This window comes from Clostridiaceae bacterium, from assembly GCA_012840395.1.
Lineage (GTDB): Bacteria > Bacillota > Clostridia > Acetivibrionales > DULL01 > DULL01.
This window is the reverse complement of the sequence record DULL01000090.1, coordinates 13,427-31,456: the sequence shown is the minus strand read 5'-3', so window position 1 is coordinate 31,456 and position 18,030 is coordinate 13,427. Positions and strand designations below refer to the sequence as shown.

General features: G+C 35.0%; 17 protein-coding genes. 1 reads left to right on the top strand and 16 read right to left on the bottom strand.

Annotated features, from left to right (window positions below; all coding sequences use genetic code 11):
* Nucleotides 1-26: 26 nt before the first annotated feature.
* From GXX20_10265 to GXX20_10215, 11 genes are all read right to left on the bottom strand, one after another.
* Entirely contained in the window at nucleotides 27-917 is an 891-nt protein-coding gene (locus tag GXX20_10265; GenBank protein HHW32037.1) for an AraC family transcriptional regulator, read from the bottom strand.
* 337 nt (nucleotides 918-1,254) lie between these two features.
* Nucleotides 1,255-1,491, bottom strand: a complete 237-nt coding sequence (locus tag GXX20_10260) for a hypothetical protein (GenBank protein ID HHW32036.1) — start codon at nucleotides 1,489-1,491, stop codon at nucleotides 1,255-1,257.
* Nucleotides 1,492-1,547: 56 nt separating this feature from the next.
* Nucleotides 1,548-2,195, bottom strand: a complete 648-nt coding sequence (locus tag GXX20_10255; GenBank protein HHW32035.1) for a hypothetical protein — start codon at nucleotides 2,193-2,195, stop codon at nucleotides 1,548-1,550.
* Between the two features lie 17 nt (nucleotides 2,196-2,212).
* Nucleotides 2,213-2,707: a hypothetical protein gene (locus tag GXX20_10250; protein ID HHW32034.1), complete on the bottom strand. Its 495-nt coding sequence runs from the start codon at nucleotides 2,705-2,707 to the stop codon at nucleotides 2,213-2,215.
* A gap of 139 nt (nucleotides 2,708-2,846) precedes the next feature.
* Nucleotides 2,847-3,224, bottom strand: a complete 378-nt coding sequence (locus GXX20_10245; GenBank protein ID HHW32033.1) for a hypothetical protein — start codon at nucleotides 3,222-3,224, stop codon at nucleotides 2,847-2,849.
* 3 nt (nucleotides 3,225-3,227) lie between these two features.
* On the bottom strand, nucleotides 3,228-3,464 hold the full coding sequence (locus GXX20_10240; GenBank protein HHW32032.1) for a hypothetical protein: 237 nt from the start codon (nucleotides 3,462-3,464) through the stop codon (nucleotides 3,228-3,230).
* A gap of 77 nt (nucleotides 3,465-3,541) precedes the next feature.
* On the bottom strand, nucleotides 3,542-4,444 hold the full coding sequence (locus GXX20_10235; protein HHW32031.1) for a hypothetical protein: 903 nt from the start codon (nucleotides 4,442-4,444) through the stop codon (nucleotides 3,542-3,544).
* Nucleotides 4,445-4,455: 11 nt separating this feature from the next.
* On the bottom strand, nucleotides 4,456-5,418 hold the full coding sequence (locus GXX20_10230; protein HHW32030.1) for a hypothetical protein: 963 nt from the start codon (nucleotides 5,416-5,418) through the stop codon (nucleotides 4,456-4,458).
* Nucleotides 5,393-6,706 carry a CpaF family protein gene (locus GXX20_10225; GenBank protein ID HHW32029.1) on the bottom strand — a complete coding sequence of 438 codons (1,314 nt, stop codon included), beginning with the start codon at nucleotides 6,704-6,706 and terminating at the stop codon, nucleotides 5,393-5,395. The genes GXX20_10230 and GXX20_10225 overlap by 26 nt, the downstream gene beginning before the upstream one ends.
* 16 nt (nucleotides 6,707-6,722) lie before the next feature.
* The gene (locus tag GXX20_10220; protein HHW32028.1) at nucleotides 6,723-8,417 is read right to left on the bottom strand and encodes a protein kinase; all 1,695 of its coding nucleotides are present in this window, start codon (nucleotides 8,415-8,417) and stop codon (nucleotides 6,723-6,725) included.
* Between the two features lie 256 nt (nucleotides 8,418-8,673).
* Complete coding sequence (locus GXX20_10215) at nucleotides 8,674-11,064, bottom strand: AAA family ATPase (GenBank protein HHW32027.1); 2,391 nt, start codon at nucleotides 11,062-11,064, stop codon at nucleotides 8,674-8,676.
* 304 nt (nucleotides 11,065-11,368) lie between these two features.
* Between GXX20_10215 and GXX20_10210 the strand changes: the two genes are divergently transcribed.
* On the top strand, nucleotides 11,369-12,712 hold the full coding sequence (locus GXX20_10210; GenBank protein HHW32026.1) for a GAF domain-containing sensor histidine kinase: 1,344 nt from the start codon (nucleotides 11,369-11,371) through the stop codon (nucleotides 12,710-12,712).
* Nucleotides 12,713-12,717: 5 nt separating this feature from the next.
* Here GXX20_10210 and GXX20_10205 read toward each other — a convergent pair whose 3' ends face one another.
* The 5 genes from GXX20_10205 to GXX20_10185 all read right to left on the bottom strand — a co-directional run bounded on the left by GXX20_10205 (nucleotide 12,718) and on the right by GXX20_10185 (nucleotide 18,001).
* Complete coding sequence (locus tag GXX20_10205) at nucleotides 12,718-13,224, bottom strand: flagellar protein FlgN (protein HHW32025.1); 507 nt, start codon at nucleotides 13,222-13,224, stop codon at nucleotides 12,718-12,720.
* Between the two features lie 41 nt (nucleotides 13,225-13,265).
* A complete protein-coding gene (gene fliS / locus GXX20_10200) occupies nucleotides 13,266-13,703 on the bottom strand; it encodes a flagellar export chaperone FliS (GenBank protein HHW32024.1) in 438 nt (145 codons plus the stop codon).
* Nucleotides 13,704-13,763: 60 nt separating this feature from the next.
* Nucleotides 13,764-15,710, bottom strand: coding sequence for a flagellar filament capping protein FliD (gene fliD, locus GXX20_10195; GenBank protein ID HHW32023.1), 1,947 nt, complete (start codon nucleotides 15,708-15,710; stop codon nucleotides 13,764-13,766).
* Between the two features lie 7 nt (nucleotides 15,711-15,717).
* Entirely contained in the window at nucleotides 15,718-16,098 is a 381-nt protein-coding gene (locus GXX20_10190; protein HHW32022.1) for a flagellar protein FlaG, read from the bottom strand.
* A 205-nt stretch (nucleotides 16,099-16,303) separates the two neighbouring features.
* Complete coding sequence (locus tag GXX20_10185) at nucleotides 16,304-18,001, bottom strand: flagellin protein (protein ID HHW32021.1); 1,698 nt, start codon at nucleotides 17,999-18,001, stop codon at nucleotides 16,304-16,306.
* Between the last annotated feature and the right edge of the window lie 29 nt (nucleotides 18,002-18,030).

Here is an 18,030-nt window from a genome sequence, read left to right as displayed (position 1 = left end):
ATATTTACCGTGATATTATAACAAAATTAACGTTTATATGTTTTTCTATATTTAAGGGGAGTCATGCCGGTATGTTTTTTAAATAATTCGTTGAACCTCTGCTGATTAGAAAAACCTACACTAAGAGCAATTTCACCAACTTTCTCATCACTCTCTACCAGCAATTCCTTTGATCTTTCTATTCTTACCTTTAATAAGTAATTTATTGGGCTTGTTCCCATCTCTTCTTTAAATGCCCTCGTAAAATAACTGGGACTTAAAAACACATATTTTGCAATATCCCCAAGAGAAATATCCCTTTCAAAATTATTATTTATAAAGTTTACTGCAGCATGTATCAGCTCTTTTAATTTAGGACTTTTATTTTTTATGCTGTTTTCCCATTCCATCTTAAGGGCCCTGGAAATAAGGACAAAAAGCTCCAGAACCAGTAAATGGTTTAAGAATTCACTGCCGATATCATTACTCTGTCTTTCTACAAGTATTCTGTTTAGAATTGTAATAATCTCATTCTTCTGGCTTACTTTCATAGTAATATAAGCACCTGTTTCCCGGCTGCTTACAAAGTTAAGAAAATCTTCCAGGGAGATCTCAGAAACTCCTTCGTTTTGTTGATTCTCAAATGTGAAATTTAATACTATAAATTCACAGGCCATTTTGGACTTTACAATAAATTTATGATACTGCCTGGGCTTTATAATGATTATATCATTAGGTCCTAAAGGAACAGGTTCTCCGGCAATTTCAAAAACAGTACTGCCCTTTTTTATATACACCATTTCAAAGTTATCATGAATATTGGGCTCCATTGACCAGGTAGCATCATGTATCCTTTCTATGGTTTTAACAATTACAGGAAGATAGCTTGTAGATTTTAACAGACTCTCCCATGCTTTTGGCAGTATATTCTTATTCATAACAAAACTCCCAATCTAATATCTTTTAGATGGACTTATAAGATAAATTCAGATCTTTATCGCTTAACTCTGTTCCTTTGATATATGTCGTATATTTATATATATAAATTATCATGTGATATTTGAAATTTCAATAGTAGTCACTTCAGGATAAAAAAATAATGTCATGTTAAGCTTTGTATCTACAAGATGATATATTCTTCTACTAATGACATACCTGTTTTAAAACCTGTACATCGTTCGGTGGGGGATTACAAGTCCCCCACTGAACCCCCGAGCGAAGGGAGTTTGCCTTTCCTTTAAAAGAGGAGGATTTCTGCAAGATTCCTAAGTCAGCCTAACTTTCCAATTCCTCAGGATCGAATTTGTCCAGTATTTTTTTAAGTTCAATTGTCTCCTCTTTGTCTAAGGTAATTCCTTTTCCCATTTTTGTGTGGCTTTCATCCCAATCTCTAATATCAACTTTAGGATTGCGGTCATTCCATTTCACTATATTAATTTCCTTCTTCCATCCCTTAGTACCTTCACTAATTACTCCTATATTTTTTATAATCTCAAACTTTATATCTGCCATAATAAAGCCTCCTGATAGTATTTTTTGCAATTTATAAATTCCTCTGGCATAGTATTTTATTCAGGTATTACTGAAATTTCAAGTCTCCCGTTTCCCTTTGCATAAGCCAGAAAATCACACTGATCATCGCTTAATTCAAAGGATATATATCTTGGAAGAGCTGTCCCTTCAGTATCCTTTACCAGTCTTCCTTTTTCATCAATAATCGCAGCTACTCGTACATTTTTAAGCTTCTCTACGGATTTTTGCATACCCTTCGCTTCTGTGTTTCCTTTTTCATTAGGTACAAATATTATATCTACATATTGTCCTGCCTTCAACCACCAACCGTTAGCCTGATCTCCCTTAAATTCAACTGAAAAGAGCCTGTTGCTTCTGTCCATAATAACAATTTGATCCATTTCTTCTAAATCCGCTAGTTTCCCGTTAAGGAGCATTTCACCTTCTTCAATGTCTACTTTCGCTTTTTTGTATGCAGTTTCCTCAATATTTCTTACTGACTGCTTATGGGCATAACTAATACTAATTTTCTTTTTTATGAGCATATCAGGCGTAATAGGAGTACCTTCAGGAATCTTAACTCCTGCAAATACCACCTCTATCTCAGGTTCATATTCTGCAGCACTTCTTACAATTATTATCTCTACTATAAGTAGAACTATTACTAGTATGATGGTAAGCAAAATCACATTTATTTTTTTCATTGAACTAACCACTCCATCTAGTTATTAACCGGAACTTCCGAATCCACGTGGATTCTTAATTCAATGGAATTTTTGCCCATAAGGTTCAGAATGATTTGGCTGTATAGTGAAGGTTTCACCGGAACAGTAATAAGGCTGTGCACTCCAGGACGCCTGATATCAGTACCTAAGGGGCATTTTTCAGGGTTATCCCCGGTATAAATGATAATAGATTCTACTTTAACTTTCTCCTCTGCTACTGAATTATCTTCCGGGGAAAGATCTTCTTTTAAATTAAGGTTGCTTGATAATAGCTTGCTATAAATTTCCCATACTTCTGATTGATCATGGATTACCAAGTTCCTTCCCAAATATTCCGGGTCAATGGAAACATAGGTAGATATATTTGTAATATCAACTGCGTCTTTTATAATTTGTAATTTGATATTTATCAGATATCTTTCAATTACTGCTGAAATCATCGGAAAAAGTATGAAAACTATTATAGCCGCTACAATTATTACTTCCCCCACTGCCCCTCCCCTGTTGTTTGTTTTGAGTGGTAAACTTTTTATACCTAAGACATTAACTCTTTTAAACATAATTTTCCCTTAAATTGTCTTGTAGTATTAATGATTTTTTTGCTAATAAACTTTTTATTGAGTTTTCTCATTAATTAACTACCTTTCTTGACAGGCTTGTTCCTTTATATCTCATTCTCTGTACAACTTCGGTTCTCGTAAAAAGCGCTTCTATTCTGCTGTAGGTGTAGCCGGCTTCTACCGTTAAACTAATTTCATTGCCATAAGCTGCATTCTCAGTACCCTGTATCACAATATCCTTAAAGCCTGTTGCCGCAAGCTTCTGATAGAGCTCATCCTTAATGGCCGGGGACATTCCTCCATTTACCTCCATCTGTAAAAGGCACTTTCTGCAAAGCATATTCATATCCGCCCTGGCTGCCAGAGGTAAAAACAGTTCAACAGTGCTTATAGTAAAGGTTATGATTATAATTAACAATATTGAAAATATAATTGCTTTAGCCGACATTTATTACCACGCAGTAGTATTTTCCTGAAAAATTCTGGAAGCTATTTTGTCCCACCAGGTTTTAAGCCCGGTCATTACATCTTCACTAAATCCTCTCAGCCCCGGTATCACAACCAGCGCAGCAACTATCAATGCAGCCGCAATACCTAAAAATTCATTTAACCCAAAGCCTCCATTGCCTTTTATAAAATTCATGAATTTTAAACTATAATATCTTTTGATTTCTTTAAACCTTGACATAATGACCACCTTTCTTAAATTCCTTTTTATTTATTTTTGCTTTTTTTGATCCTCTCCACCTTATAGAAGTGAAGATTTTAGATAAATATCCTTCTTACAGCATCAGTAACATCCATTATCATAGGAATTAATATCATTATTACTATAACTGAGCAGAATAGCCCTACAGCCGCAGCACTTTTAAACCTGCAATTATCTGTTTCAGCCTGTATATAATAAAAATATTTGTTGAACATTATATCTTCCTGCCTTGCAAGAAGCTCCCTGTTATCTCCTGTAAGCACTCCCTGCTTCAATGCCACACACAAGGTCTCTGATTCTGGTGTGTCGTAGTTTGATTTAAATTCACCAAGAGCTTTATCAATATCAAGAGTAAGCTCATAGGTTGCAGCCAGCCTTATGAGAATATTTCTAAGTTTTTTATCCTCTATAACTTCATACACGGTCTTTACCGCATCTGTCACCCTTACACCGGAAGAGATCTGGTTATGAAGATATTTGTATATCTTGTATATATTTTTTTGAAGCTTTAAATTATGCGCTTTCTTCCTGGCCAATATAACCAGTTCCATAATAATAAATATTACGGTTGTGGCTGCTGCAGCTTTTATAATATCCGGATAATTAATAATAAAAAATGCAATGAATAGCAGGGGAAGAAGAACGAATTTTAGTGCAAAGTATATCATCGGTGCTTTTTCGTAACTATATCCTGATTTTTTCATTTTATTTACTATTTTTTTATAGAAACCATAATTTTTGCTCCTCCTTTCATACCTGCTTAATATATCCCTGAAAACCGATATATATATTACATGCAAGGCTTTCTTTTCATCCCTCCCTCCTAAAGCTTCATAAATATACCTGTTAAAATGAACTTGCATTTTCTTCATTATTAAACTTGATAACATGAAATTAAAAAATAGAATAATGATGACAAAATATCTGTGCATATTTGCAAACTGAAGCAGTACTTCCAACAGAATCACCTCTAATGTTTGAATTTGGCAATCCTGAAAGCCAGAAAAAATCCGCTTGCGAATAAAAGGCTAAAAAGTATCAGTAAATTTCTTCCCTCCGGTGTACCGAAATAAAACTCCTTTACCTTCGGATTAATATTAAGAAAATAATATCCGGTAATTAAAACACCAAACATGGTACAGTACACTAATATCCTGTCTTTATAAGTTGATATCTTTCTTCGGCTGTATTCTTCCTCAATCTTATAAAACTGGTTCTCCATATTGGTAAGAAGCACCCTTATATCTCCCCTATACCTGACATTTTGTTTGATGTTGATAATAAAATCCCTGAACTGGGCATTATCAACCTTCATACTTAATATTTCCAATGCAGTTAAAGGCTCTACTCCTCCGTTTATTTGAATAATCATATCCCTTATAAACGATTTCAACGGTTCCTGAAGTCCTGACCCGAGAGATCTCTCAAAAGCATAGAAAATGTCTTCCTTTACTGCACACCACCTGTTTAGTATAGAGATAAACTCAGCAAGTTTCCTGCGTACTTTCTCAGAATTATACCTGCCTAAAATGTCCAATACAAAAACCGGGATTAAGGAAAAAATTATACATATTATGCCTGCGGCAATTACAGATAATAAAGCCTTATACACTAACCGGAAAGTAATTATAAATATAATTAAGCAGCAAAATAGTAAAACATAGGAATTTACAAAAGGTATATACTTTCGTATATTGGACTTCTCTATTAAATAGAGTTCTATTTTTTCCATAAAACTTATTCTAACTTTCAAAGTCCCTACATAATTTTTTATTGTTCTTCTGATTCTTCTTTCATGATAATCTGAGCTGAGTTTTTCAATACCCATATGAACCAATCTGTTAATATCTATTGTCTGGATTATTAGAATAGAAAGAATTACGGTGGTTCCTGCAAGTGAAAGTGAATTAACCACAAGTGCCAGTACATTCATTTCCTTTACCTCTTGGAGTGAGTTTTCTTTTTAATCTTTCTCCCGGGTCATTACATTTTATAAAACTTCCTAAAATACAGCCATTTTTATCCCCGTACCTGTTATCAAGCAGAAATAACCTGTTAAAAACAAACCGGTCCTTTTCTTTCTGGTAACCCACTATCTCCAGTACATCTACCACTTTGAATTCACTCAGGTAAAAAATAACGTCTATACTTTTTGACATTATTTCTTTAATGGTTCTTTCACTTTCACCCAGAGCAGCTCCCTGGCAAAGCGTAAGAAGCCTTCCAAAAGCATCCTCCGCACTTTCAGAATGCAGCGTGGCTATCCCTCTGTGTCCTGTAAAAGAAGCTTTTACAAATTCCCAGGCTTCCTCTCCCACTATTTCTCCTATGCAATATGTATCCAGAGACATGGTAAGTCCGTCTCTTACCAGATCTTTTAACGTTACAGGGCGTCCACCCTCATTCTGCTTTTTTATTCTCTGCTGTATGCAGTAAGGTTTGTCAGGATATATTTCTGTATCTGACTCGGCAATGAGAACCCTTTCCATTTCGGGAAGTATGTTAACAAATGCCCTCAAAAGAGTTGTTTTTCCAGCCGCACCTTTCCCACAGAAAAGAATGGTTGCGTCAGAACAAGCAAGCTGTTTTATAAATTCCTCTAAAGAATCATCTATCATTCCCAACTTTTTTAAATCTTGAATAGTATAGCTGTTCTTCCTGTGCTTTCTTATACTTATTGAAGGCCCGTTTGCATTTCTTGGACTGATTGAAACGTTTATTCTAAGACGGTAGTTCTCATCAGTAACCCGGCAATGGCTGTCATTTTCGTTAAGAATGCCCCCATTTCTTATTGCGATAAGTTTGCAGTATGTATCAAATATTTTTTCACTGCCAAAATTCACATCTATTTTCTCACGAATGCCTTTTCTTTTTACGACAAATTCATTGTACCTGGTACCATCAATATCTGAAATATCCTGGTCTTCTATATACTGCTGGAGCTCCCCATACCCAAACATAAAGTCAAATACTTTTTTTATTAGCTCCTCCCTGTATAAACCTAAATGGTACCTATTCCTGTCAATGTTTTTTATTATCTCTTTTTCAAGGACATGTCTTTCCACATTGCCGTTTGCAACTTCCGCTACAAGACCGGGTGAATCCTTTAATATATCAAAAGTAATATTGGAAACTATAGCATTTATTTTTTTATTTACATTATCATATTCTAAAAACCTGTCATTTCCTATTAACCTATGATGTGAATATACTACAGGCATTTCTCTCCCCCTTCTTTTACAACTGAATTTGAAATCTCTTTTTAACAAAGCCCACCTTTAATATTTCTCTTAACCGCTCAAAGCCTGATTTTTTTGGTATTATAGAAAACTTACACAGAAGTTTTTTATAATCATCCATTACCTCCTTTTCCATTCTTCTTGCATAACATAATTTCAGATTCCTGTACTTTGCCCTCCTGACGCTATATCTTATACTTCCCAAGTAATTGTTTGAAGTTAATTCTTCTAAGGCGCTTCTGCTTAAATTCACTGCCGGATCATATTCAAAGGCTATTATTTTTGTTTTTTCCAACTCTATACGTTGCTTGTTTTTTAAGAATACAAGCTGGCTGTTTATTTCCCTGAGTTTGTCCACATCAGCTCTTGCCGGTACAAGGTTATAATCGGATTTTAATAAAGAGATAACTGTATAAGAATCGTAGATTGATCTGTTTACCAGCAATACAGTAATGTCAAAACTCTGATAGCATTTCTCTATCAGTCTTTCCAGACTGCTGTCGCTAAAATATTCATAGTTTTCAATATTATAGTTACCTGTCAAAATGTATAGATTTTTCAGTTCTCTTCTCTTTACTGAAATCTCTTTTATAAGGCTTCCATCAAGACAGTTTCTATCTATGAAATCCATTGCTATGCCAATACTGGAATCACTTACAAGCCCCTCTCTGGTTATTCCTTCTGAAATTTTTCCTACATTCAGGCAAAGATCAGCTTTTGGGGCAAGAAGGTCTAAATCAACCAGTATAATATTGTATACTGTCAACCTGGCAGCAAGATATGCAAACTCACAACCGAATTCTGCATTATCCCAAACTGTAAATACAAGCTTTCTGAATCCCGAAGAGCTTCTACCAAAATCCTTATTCTGCTTGTTCATTCCATTTTGCTGATAGTACAAGGAAAATTCCCTAATATTCTTAACTTTCATGAACTGTTCCAATAGTTCTTCCGCAGTAGCAAATCTTTCTTCCGGGTTATTCCTTACACATTTGGCTATTATAAATTCAATTTCTTCTGACAAGCTATTGTCATAAAAACGCACAGGTTTAAATTCAAATGGGGGTTCGGCAGGACTTTTCCCTGTAATAAGATGATGAAGGGTAGCCCCTAAATTATATATATCTGTCCTGGGATTAGTCTGTCCCTTTCCATATTGTTCCGGAGCTGCATAGCCTCTTGTACCAATGTAAACAGTATCTTTATCAGCATTTTCTTTATACTCTCTGGCTATTCCAAAATCAACAAGCTTAATGCTTCCGTCCTGGGTAAGTATAATATTTGATGGCTTCAGATCCCGGTAAATAATAGGATTGGGTTTTATTGAATGAAGATAAATTAGTACGTTACAAATCTGTATCCCCCATTCAATTACAGTATTTTCAGAAAATTTACCATCATCCTTCAGCTTATCTTCAAGGGATATTCCCTCAATATAGTCAAAAATTATGTAAATTTTGTTATCTTCCTCAAAAATGTCAAATATTCTTGGAAGAGCTGGGTGATTAAGCCTTTTCAATATATTTGCTTCAGCAAGAACATTTATGCCTTTTACTTTTTCCAATTGTATTTCTTTAATTGCCCATAAGGTGCCTAATCTTATATTTTCGGCAAGGTATACTTTACCCATTCCTCCCTGCCCTAGAATCCTGATTATCTTATACTTTCCTTGAAACATTTCCCCGCAATTCATATTACTGTCCCCGTATATCATAACTATGGCATTTATTAATTAGAAATTAATGTAAAAAATTACAATTATATATAATACGACATTATTTTACCATATTCTGCTAATAAATCAAGTATTTTTTTAAATAATATGTATAATTTTCAAAAAATTTACATTATCATGGATGAAAAGATATCTGGATATAGTGGATATATAATGAAAAGGCGGGGAAATTTGCAATTCGTTAAAATTGACTGGTTAAAGAATTACCTTAAAGCTAGCTATGAATTCTTTTTAGTGTTCCAAACTTTTCTTTTTGTTTATATACTTCAATAATCATTTTATTAATCCGGTGCCTGTCACCGGTATCTTTAGTATAAGAAATTGCTTTATTAAGGTATCCCAGTGCTTTATCATAATCTTCCGTAATTAAACTCATATATCCCATTTCTCTGTATGCATTTGAAACATTTTGACTTTGTTCAGGATTTGATGCATTAATAGCTATAAATTTTTCGAAATATTCTATAGCGCTGCTAAAGTTAAAATCATCTTTCTGTTTAACTGCATTTTTATAATAGTAATTAGCAGCTTTTTTATCCAGCCCTGCTCTATGGAAATGGAAAGCCGCAATTTCATAATAGTTTTCAATATCATCTGAAAATACTTTTTCAATATATTCTCCAACTTTTTTATGAAGTCTCTTTTTTTCTCTATTCAAAATACTTTCGTATATCACTTCCCGTTCCAGTTCATGTGTAAAAGCAAAGACCTTTTGAATAGTCTTGGCAGGTGTATAAGCAGTTTTTATTTCAATAATATTTTGCTGGAGGGGTAATCCTGTTATATCCTTTTCCATTACTTCATGATCCAAAAGATAACTTACTAAAGAAAGGTCAAATTCTTTACCTATTACTGAGGCAGCCTGCAGAATTATCCTCGTTTTATAGTCCAGATCAGATAATTTTGACAAAATAAGGCTATTAATACTGTCAAGATTGTTAATGCCATCAAGGAAAGACTTTAAATCCTCGACGTTGATTGAGGCTTTCCCATTAGTAATTTCTAATTTCATTGATTTTTTCATACTGGATATAAGCTCTTTAATATATAAAGGATTTCCGCCGGTAAGGTCAGCAATAATATTAAGCAGTTTTTTATCAATTTCTTTGCATTCCAGCAAAGCTCCTGCAAATTTCTTCATATTGGCAAGATCAAGTCCATTTAGGTTTATAGTATGAAAAATCCCTTTCCGGCTAAAGTTTTCCAGGCCATCAATTTTAAATCTTGAAGAAAGTATAAATATTATACCTGTACCTTTTAAATTCTCTATAAGCCCCTTTATTAGCCTTATTGAGTTGCTGTCGGCACATTGCAAATCATCAATAATAATCATTATTTTATTTTTTCTGAGTACTCCGTTAAAAAACAGCAGCAATTGCTTTAATGATTCCCTGTTTATACTCTCAAAACTCATGGTTTCCAGTAAATTTCTGAAATCCGCATCTTTTTCCAAACCCAATATCATCCCAAGAAAATTATAGCATCTTTCTATCTCTTCACTGCTAGAATCATAGAGGATATAATCCAGAAATGAAATAAGCCTGTGCTGCTTCATGCTGTTGGTATCGCTAATACTAATATTCATTATAGCTGCCAGTACATTTGCTATGGCATAATAAGCCCTGTTTTGATATAAATAATTACATTCAACCCATATTTTCTTAACACTATTATCTACCCTGGAAATAAACTCCTTTATGAGCCTTGTTTTTCCCGAGCCGGCTTCTCCTATCAGCATAATACACTGTACACTGCTGTTTAAAGCATCATTATATATTGTATTAAACTGGCCAAACTCCTCTTCCCTGCCTACAAACAAAGTATTTCTTTTACGCAGGTAATCTCTGTTAACAGCTAAGGGCTGATAACATCTTACGGGATTTTCCTTATTTTTTACTCTTACTTCTTTTACAGATGAATACTGAATCATATCCCTGGTCTCGGAATATACCGATTCAGAAACAAGTATTTCTCCCTTTCCGGCGCTGGATTGCAGTCTCTGGGCAGTATTCACTATATCTCCCATTACCGTATAATCTTTATCATAATAATTTCCTACTTCTCCTGTAACAACAAGGCCATAATTTATTCCAATGGTTAAATCCAGGAATAACCCCCTGGTAGAAAGGACACTTTCAGAGAATTCTTTAATAAGGTCCATCATCTTCATTGCACATAGGACTGCTCTTAATGGATCATCACTATGTGTGTATTTTGCCCCAAAAAGGATCATAACACAGTCACCGATATATTTATCTATGGTTCCTTCCATCTCATATACCGGTTTTGTTATGAAATTAAAGCAGTCATTAATGATCTCCCTTACTTCTTCAGGATCTAATTTTTCTGACAAAGCAGTAAATCCTGATATATCAGCGAAGATAACCGCCACATTCTTCCGGCTTTCATACAACAAAACAGATTCTCTGACCAATTCCTGTGTGTCGGATTTAATCAATTTTGCACTACAATTAAAACAATAGTTGGCCATCGCAGGATTTGGTGAATTACAAACCTGACATTTATGTACAAACTTTACTCCACATGCTTTACACTCTTTATCTTCGCCTTTATGAAGTTTAATACCACAGTTAAAACAAATCATAGATTCTTCCTAAAAATCTTTATCATTTAAACTTTAAGTTTAGCGTTAATTACGTTATACTTTATGTAGCCAGTTTATAAATTTTATGTAACCAGTTTTTTGGCAAAATTATTATACTACATAGCTCTAATATAGTAAAGTTTGGATAATAGTATAGTTTTATCTGAAATACTAGCTATATGGCATAGTAAGTGATATATTATTATGTTAAAGCTTATATTTAATCATATTTAAAAATTATAGTATTAATTGCCAATCATTACACTTATTAGTCTATACTAAATTATTAATGAAGGTGAGACATATGAAAGACGAAAATATGCTACTGCTAAATGAATTCTATAAAATAGGCCGTCTTCTCTCAACGGAGCAAGATACCATAAAATTGCTTGAAATAATATTAGACAGTAGCATTAAGCTAACATCTTCAGATGCCGGTACCATTTACCTTGTTATTGATAAAAAGGAAGGCCAGTACTCTTATGTCAAGAGAGGTTCTTCCAATAAAGGTAAGCTGTTAAAATTTGTCATATCAAAAAACATGAGTATGGATATCTCCTTGGAAAAATCTTTTTCTTCGTTAACTGAAAAAAGTATAGTAGGATACTCGGTAATAAACGGCAAATCAGTTAGAATAGATGATGCCTATAATATTCCGCCAGAACTGGGTTATGTGCATAACCATGAGTTTGACAGGAGTACCGGATACATAACAAAATCCATTCTTTCTGTACCTATGAAAGACAGGGATAATAATGTTACAGGTGTAATACAGCTTATAAATAAGAAAAAACAGTATGATCAAATTATAGATTACAAAGATAAAAACTATATTGATAATATTTTAACTTATAATCATATTGACGAACTGATCATGAACTCTCTTGCAGGCCAGGCTGCAGTTGCTTTGCAGAATAATATCCTTAGGAACGGATTGGAAAAACTCCTGCAGGAATACAAACAGCAGAACAAACAGCTGTTATTTTTGAGTAAAAAAATATTAGTGTCCCATGAAGAAGAAAGAAAACGTATTGCAAGAGATATACATGACGGTCCGGCCCAATCCATGGCAAATTTATCTCTCAGACTGGAATTATGCAAAAGGAATCTGCAGGAAAATAATACAGAGCATTTGCTTGAAGAATTAGACTCAATTAAACATTCCATAAAATCAACTTTAAAAGAAATCAGAGCTATCCTCTATGATCTGAAACCTTCTTTCCTTGAAGATGGAATTATAGAAGCTTTAAATAACTATGTATATGTTTTTAAGGAAAACACCGGAATCAATGTGGATTTAAAAATATCAGGAGATGATTCCAAACTTGAATACTATATGACCTCCACTATATATAGAATAGTTCAGGAATCCCTTACTAATATTTCAAAACATTCTCAGGCAAAAAATGCTTACATAGACTTCAGTATCGGTAACGAGAACATAGTTCTTGTTATAAAAGACGATGGAAAAGGTTTTGATATGTCAAAAAAGGAAAAAGAAAAATATATCTTAAGAGAAAAAGGCTTTGGGCTGGAAGGAATGAAAGAACGTGTCTCTTTGCTTAGAGGAAAGGTATCTATTACCTCCCATAGTGGAAAAGGTACTGAAGTGAAAGTTGAAATACCTATTCCCTGGGCTTTAAGATAATATACCTATCTTTTTTGATCGAAAAAATATGATGGAGATGCTGCTTGTACAGGTGCATTATAGGCTAAAGATGCTTTCTTAGCCTTATTTATTGTTTTTATCTCTTCCGAAAACTTATTCAGAAGGGACTGGGCGTTAATACTATTTATTTTTTCTATACTCTCAATTTTCTTTAATAACTCTGTTATCTGCTTTATTGATTGGCAAAGATTCTGTATTTCCTGATTCGAAACTTGCTGCAGCTTATTGAACCCCTCAATAACCTGTACTGGTTTAATATTTCCAAAACAGGTCCTGTATTCCTTGTCTAAAATATTAATCTGGTCTATTAATTCCTGTTTTTCACCAATATAGCTATTAATCTTTTCCACATCTTCATCTTCAATACCCTTGGATATCTTTTCTGTCAGGATTAAAATACCATAAAGCAATTCCTTTTTATTATCCAGAATCTCTCGAAGTTTAATAAAGCTATCTTGAGTTAAAAAGCTATCTAAAATTAAAGCTCCCATATTATTCTTTCATCCTTCTCGTACAATAAAACATATTATATTTATTTTGCATTTACTGATTTTAGTTGATTGTTTCCGGCAGACTGTTTTTTAGCCAATTTCATAGCCTGACTCCAGGTATCCCGAAGTTCCTTTGCGAAGTTTAGCACTTCTTCCAAAATAGCCGAATCTTTTTTTATATTGGCTTGCATAAGGCGTTCATTCATATAATCATACAGCATCGAAAGCCCTTTGGAAACATCATATTGCATGTCAAGAGTTGACTTAAATTCATCGATTATATCCTCTGCCCGTATTATGCTTTCATGCGCTTTTTCAAAATTTTTATCTTTTATTGCATCCTGAGCTTGCATAATAAATTTAATAAGCCCGTTATAAAGCATCAAGGTCAGTTCCTCGGGCGTAGCTGTATATACCGAGCTCTGTTTATACTGGTTATATTGGTTGTATTGGTTGTATGCGGATAAATTTACTGACATTTTTATTCCTCCTATATCTATATGACTGGGAGCAGGGAGACGGTTCTTCCGCTCTATTCTTTAACTTCCCCAATTAAACTGCATAGCCAGCCAATTGCTCTGGCTATTCATCTGGGCAATAGCTCTTTCCAAGGCTGTAAATTTCTTATAATAGTTATTTTCTTTTTCAATAAGCTTGATATTAAGTTCAGCTATCCTGTTTTCATAATCTCTTATTTCCTTATAAAGCAAGCTAGTGAACTCGGTGGTATCTCCTTCTATACCCGCTTTTTCCAGCAGCAGTCCTTTCTTGTTATTCTTATCCCTGAAAGTTCTGATATTGTCCTCTATAATATCAAACAGCCTGTATGCCAGCCCTTCTTCTTTATATCTTATGGCTCTTTCCTCTGAAGTAATATCTATATTGCTGTCAATGCTGGATTTCTTTGAGAACAGATTCATAACCGAATCAATATCATTTTTTATTGCTTCCTTTAATTTTGTCTCGTCAATCTTTAGTTTTCCTTTTTCAGTATATGACCCTGTGGTAATTCCGATGCTCGAAAGAGTAATACCCACACCTTCAACCTTCTCTGTCAGGGCTCTCCTCATACCATATAAAATATTCTGTAGAATGGGGTCATTTCTTAATAATCCGGTTTTTGCCTTTTCTTCCCACTTTTTGATTTCATCTTCTGACATAGCTTCCTTTTGGTCACTGGTCAAGGGCTGGTAGTTTCTGTCATATTTTTCTGATAGTTTTGCATTTATCTTATCTATAACCTCGTTATATTTCTCAATAAAGCTTTTAATTATATGAAAAACCCCGTCCACATCCTGTGTAACAGAAATTGTTTCTCCATCACTGTTTTCAGGATGTTCCTTATGAACTGTATAAGTTATGCCATTTATTGTAAAGGTATTGCTGCTTCTTGTTATAACCTGCCCATCTATTTCAATAATGGCATCTCTTCCCTGCTGTCCCCCGTTTGCTGTATCAACAGGATTGGCAGTATCGATTCCTGCAGCACCAGCTTTTCCATCCTGAGTAAAAAACGTACCTCCTGTTTGGTCTATGCGAATATTATCCCCGTCACCTGTCTGTTTTGCAACAATTATAAATTTGTCGCTAATCTCGTCATAAGAAATATTAACTCCGGCATCAGCATCCCTGTTAATAGTATTTAACATGGAGGACAGGGTAGTTGTTTTTGAAAAAGTAAAACTCTTTGAGTTTATGGAAAATACCAGGTTTCCTTCTTTATTAAAAGTTAGTTCTGAAGCAAAGTCCTTAGCCAAATCCTCCAGTGTTTTGCTAATATTGATCCGGTTTGAGGCACCTGACTCAAAGCCCATATCTTTCAGAGCATCATTCTTACTTCCTTTAAAAAGTGATATGGAACTTGCTCCTCCTGCTTCTCTAAAGGTTAATTTCCCTCCGGAATTTTCTACTATAATTTTCCCTTCTCCAAAACTTTTATTAATCAAATCTTGAAGACCGGTTCCAGATTTATTGATCATATCATCCAGGTCTTTATAATTATCCAGATATATTTCTCTTGTTACTCCGTCAAGCGAAATTTTTATACTCTTGCCGCTAAGATTATATTTTGAAGGATCTCCTGAAAGAGCTTTTGTTACCTTGCCGCTGCTTACGGCTGTATCTGCGGTAGCAAGCTTTTTCACCACTACCTTATGGCTTCCGGCAGAAGCCTGATAATTAGCGGTGGCAGTTACATAGGAACTGTCACTGCTGGTTGCAGTAAACTTTTTATAGTTTGCCTCTGAGAACATATAGTTGTCAAACTTTACTATATTAAAATATTCATCTTTCAAACCTCTCAGGAGATTTATAATATTTCTGTATTCATCCCTTATCCATTCTGTTTTTTCTTTTTTCTGAAGCATTCTGTCTAAAGGAATTCTCTCAGCCTGCATAAGCTGCTTTATAATCTGGTCGGTGTCAAGGCCTGTAGCCAGGCCACCTATGCGGAATTGAGGAGAATAAAAGTTTAGGCCGCCTATCATGACAGCATCACCTTCTTTCGTCTACAATGAGTCCAGCCAGTTCCAACAACCTCGATACAAGGTCAAGAATTTTTTCCGGTGGTATTTCCCGTACCACCTCATCTGTTTCAGAGTCAATAACTTTGACTATAATATCTTTGGTCTTTTCATGCACAGATCTCTCAAAATATCTTGTTGAGCCGGTTAAAGCTTTGTTCGCTTTTTCAATTGCGCTGATAAGGACCTTTTCTCCTATGGGAAGATTCTGCTTATCAAACTCTGTCATTTGTGATATTTTCTTATTCTGCAACATGGTATCTTCTATTTGTTTTCTTTCATTCGCAGTTCCAGAATTATTTACGAGTCTGTCTAAATTCATACTTAAAGCATCCGTGCTTTCGACTCTCATATATAATCCCTCCGTGATTGTCTTCTTGTGGATTATATCGGAAAATACTAATTAAAAATTTAGACAAATCGTAAAAAGCCGGAAGATTTTTTCTTCCGGCTTTTTACTGTCTCCCTGCATTCTACATCTGAGGATAAGTCATTGTTTGATTGTAATAATAGGATAATAATATTAGGGTTGTTTTTATAAGTTTTCTAATTTTATATTACCTCAACAGTTGGAGAACTCCCTGAGGCTGCTGGTTAGCCTGAGCAAGCATAGCCTGAGCTGCCTGGCTGAGGATGTTCATCTTGGTGAATTCCATCATTTCACTTGCCATATCAACATCACGGATACGTGATTCAGCAGCTGTCAGGTTTTCAGCGGATGTTCCCAGATTGTTAATAGTGTGTTCAAGACGGTTCTGGTAAGCACCCAGCTTGGAGCGTTCTGCTGATACTTTAGCCAGAGCTGCATCAAGAACTTCAACTGCTTTTGATGCATCATCAGCCGTTTCAACACTTAATGCAGATTCAACGGCAACATTATTTGTTCCGTTGGTTACTCCTTTATCTGAAGTCCATGCTACCTCGTACTCAACGCCATCAATAGTAACAGTATTGGAAGTACCAGCAAGACTGCTAATTCCAAGAGCATATGCACGCATATCAGCAATTTCAATGCTCATGCTTTGTCCTTTATTAGCACCAATCTGGAAATCAGCGGTGTATTTATTCTGCTGTCCGGCAGGCCCGGTTACAGATAATACAATATCATTTCCTGCTGTACCTATAGTTGCAGAATCTGCAGTGATAGTTAATACATTAGTGCTGGTTTTGCTGAGGACTACATTATCAACCTGAGCATTCTCAGCTACTATAGCATCAATTAAAGCTTCTGTGCTATCAATATTTGCCAAATCGATTCCAGTGACATTTGCTTGACTAGGCGCTACCTGGCCTTTGCTGCTGTCATATAAAAAGAATGTTTCATCACTAATTACAATTTGTGTGCCGGCAGATAATAAGTTATCGGTAAATGCAATAAATCCGGATGCTTTTTGTTCTTGAACTTCATCTTTACCTAGTGTAGTTTGGTCTGAACTTACAGTTTGTAAAGCTGATGTTCCTGTAACATTAGATAACAGTCCATTTCCATTTTCACCGTCTTTAGTTCCTCCGGCAACAGCAGTTATAGTAATACCATTTTTACCGGCATTTTGAGCGACAGTCCAGTCACCACCTATTCCTGCAGCAGTTAATGCATTTCCAACAGCTGTAGCTAATGCTGTAGTTTGTTCATCCAGACTGGCACCTACAGCAAATGTAGTACCAGCTGTAGCAGCCCCTGCTGTCACCGTGATATCTTTCCCGTCTAAAGTAAAACTAATTTTCTCATCAGCAGCAAAAGAACCACTTAAAGTAATTTCATAAACAGCTTGTACTGCGCTATCAGGATCTATTCCACCTTCAAGAGTAGCACCGCTTACATCAGCTCTGCCAACTGCTCCGCCGTTAAGCAATTTCTGAGTGTTGAATTCAGTAGTATTACCGATTCTATTAATTTCAGATGTTAACTGGTTGATTTCTTTTTGAATCTCACTGCGGTCAGCAGCTGTGTTAGTATCGTTGCCAGCCTGTACAGCAAGTTCTCTCATTCTCTGGAGAATGCTGTGGGTTTCGTTTAATGCACCTTCTGCTGTTTGAATGAGGGAAATTCCATCCTGTGCATTCCTGCTTGCCTGATTAAGACCTCTTATTTGTGCTCTCATCTTTTCACTGATAGCAAGACCTGCTGCGTCGTCACCTGCACGGTTGATACGCAAACCGGATGAAAGTTTTTCTATTGATTTCTGAGTACTGGTGTTGTTAACGCTTAATTGACGATAAGTGTTAAGAGCTGCAATATTATGATTGATTCTCATATGAATACCTCCATGTTTTTTTATTACAG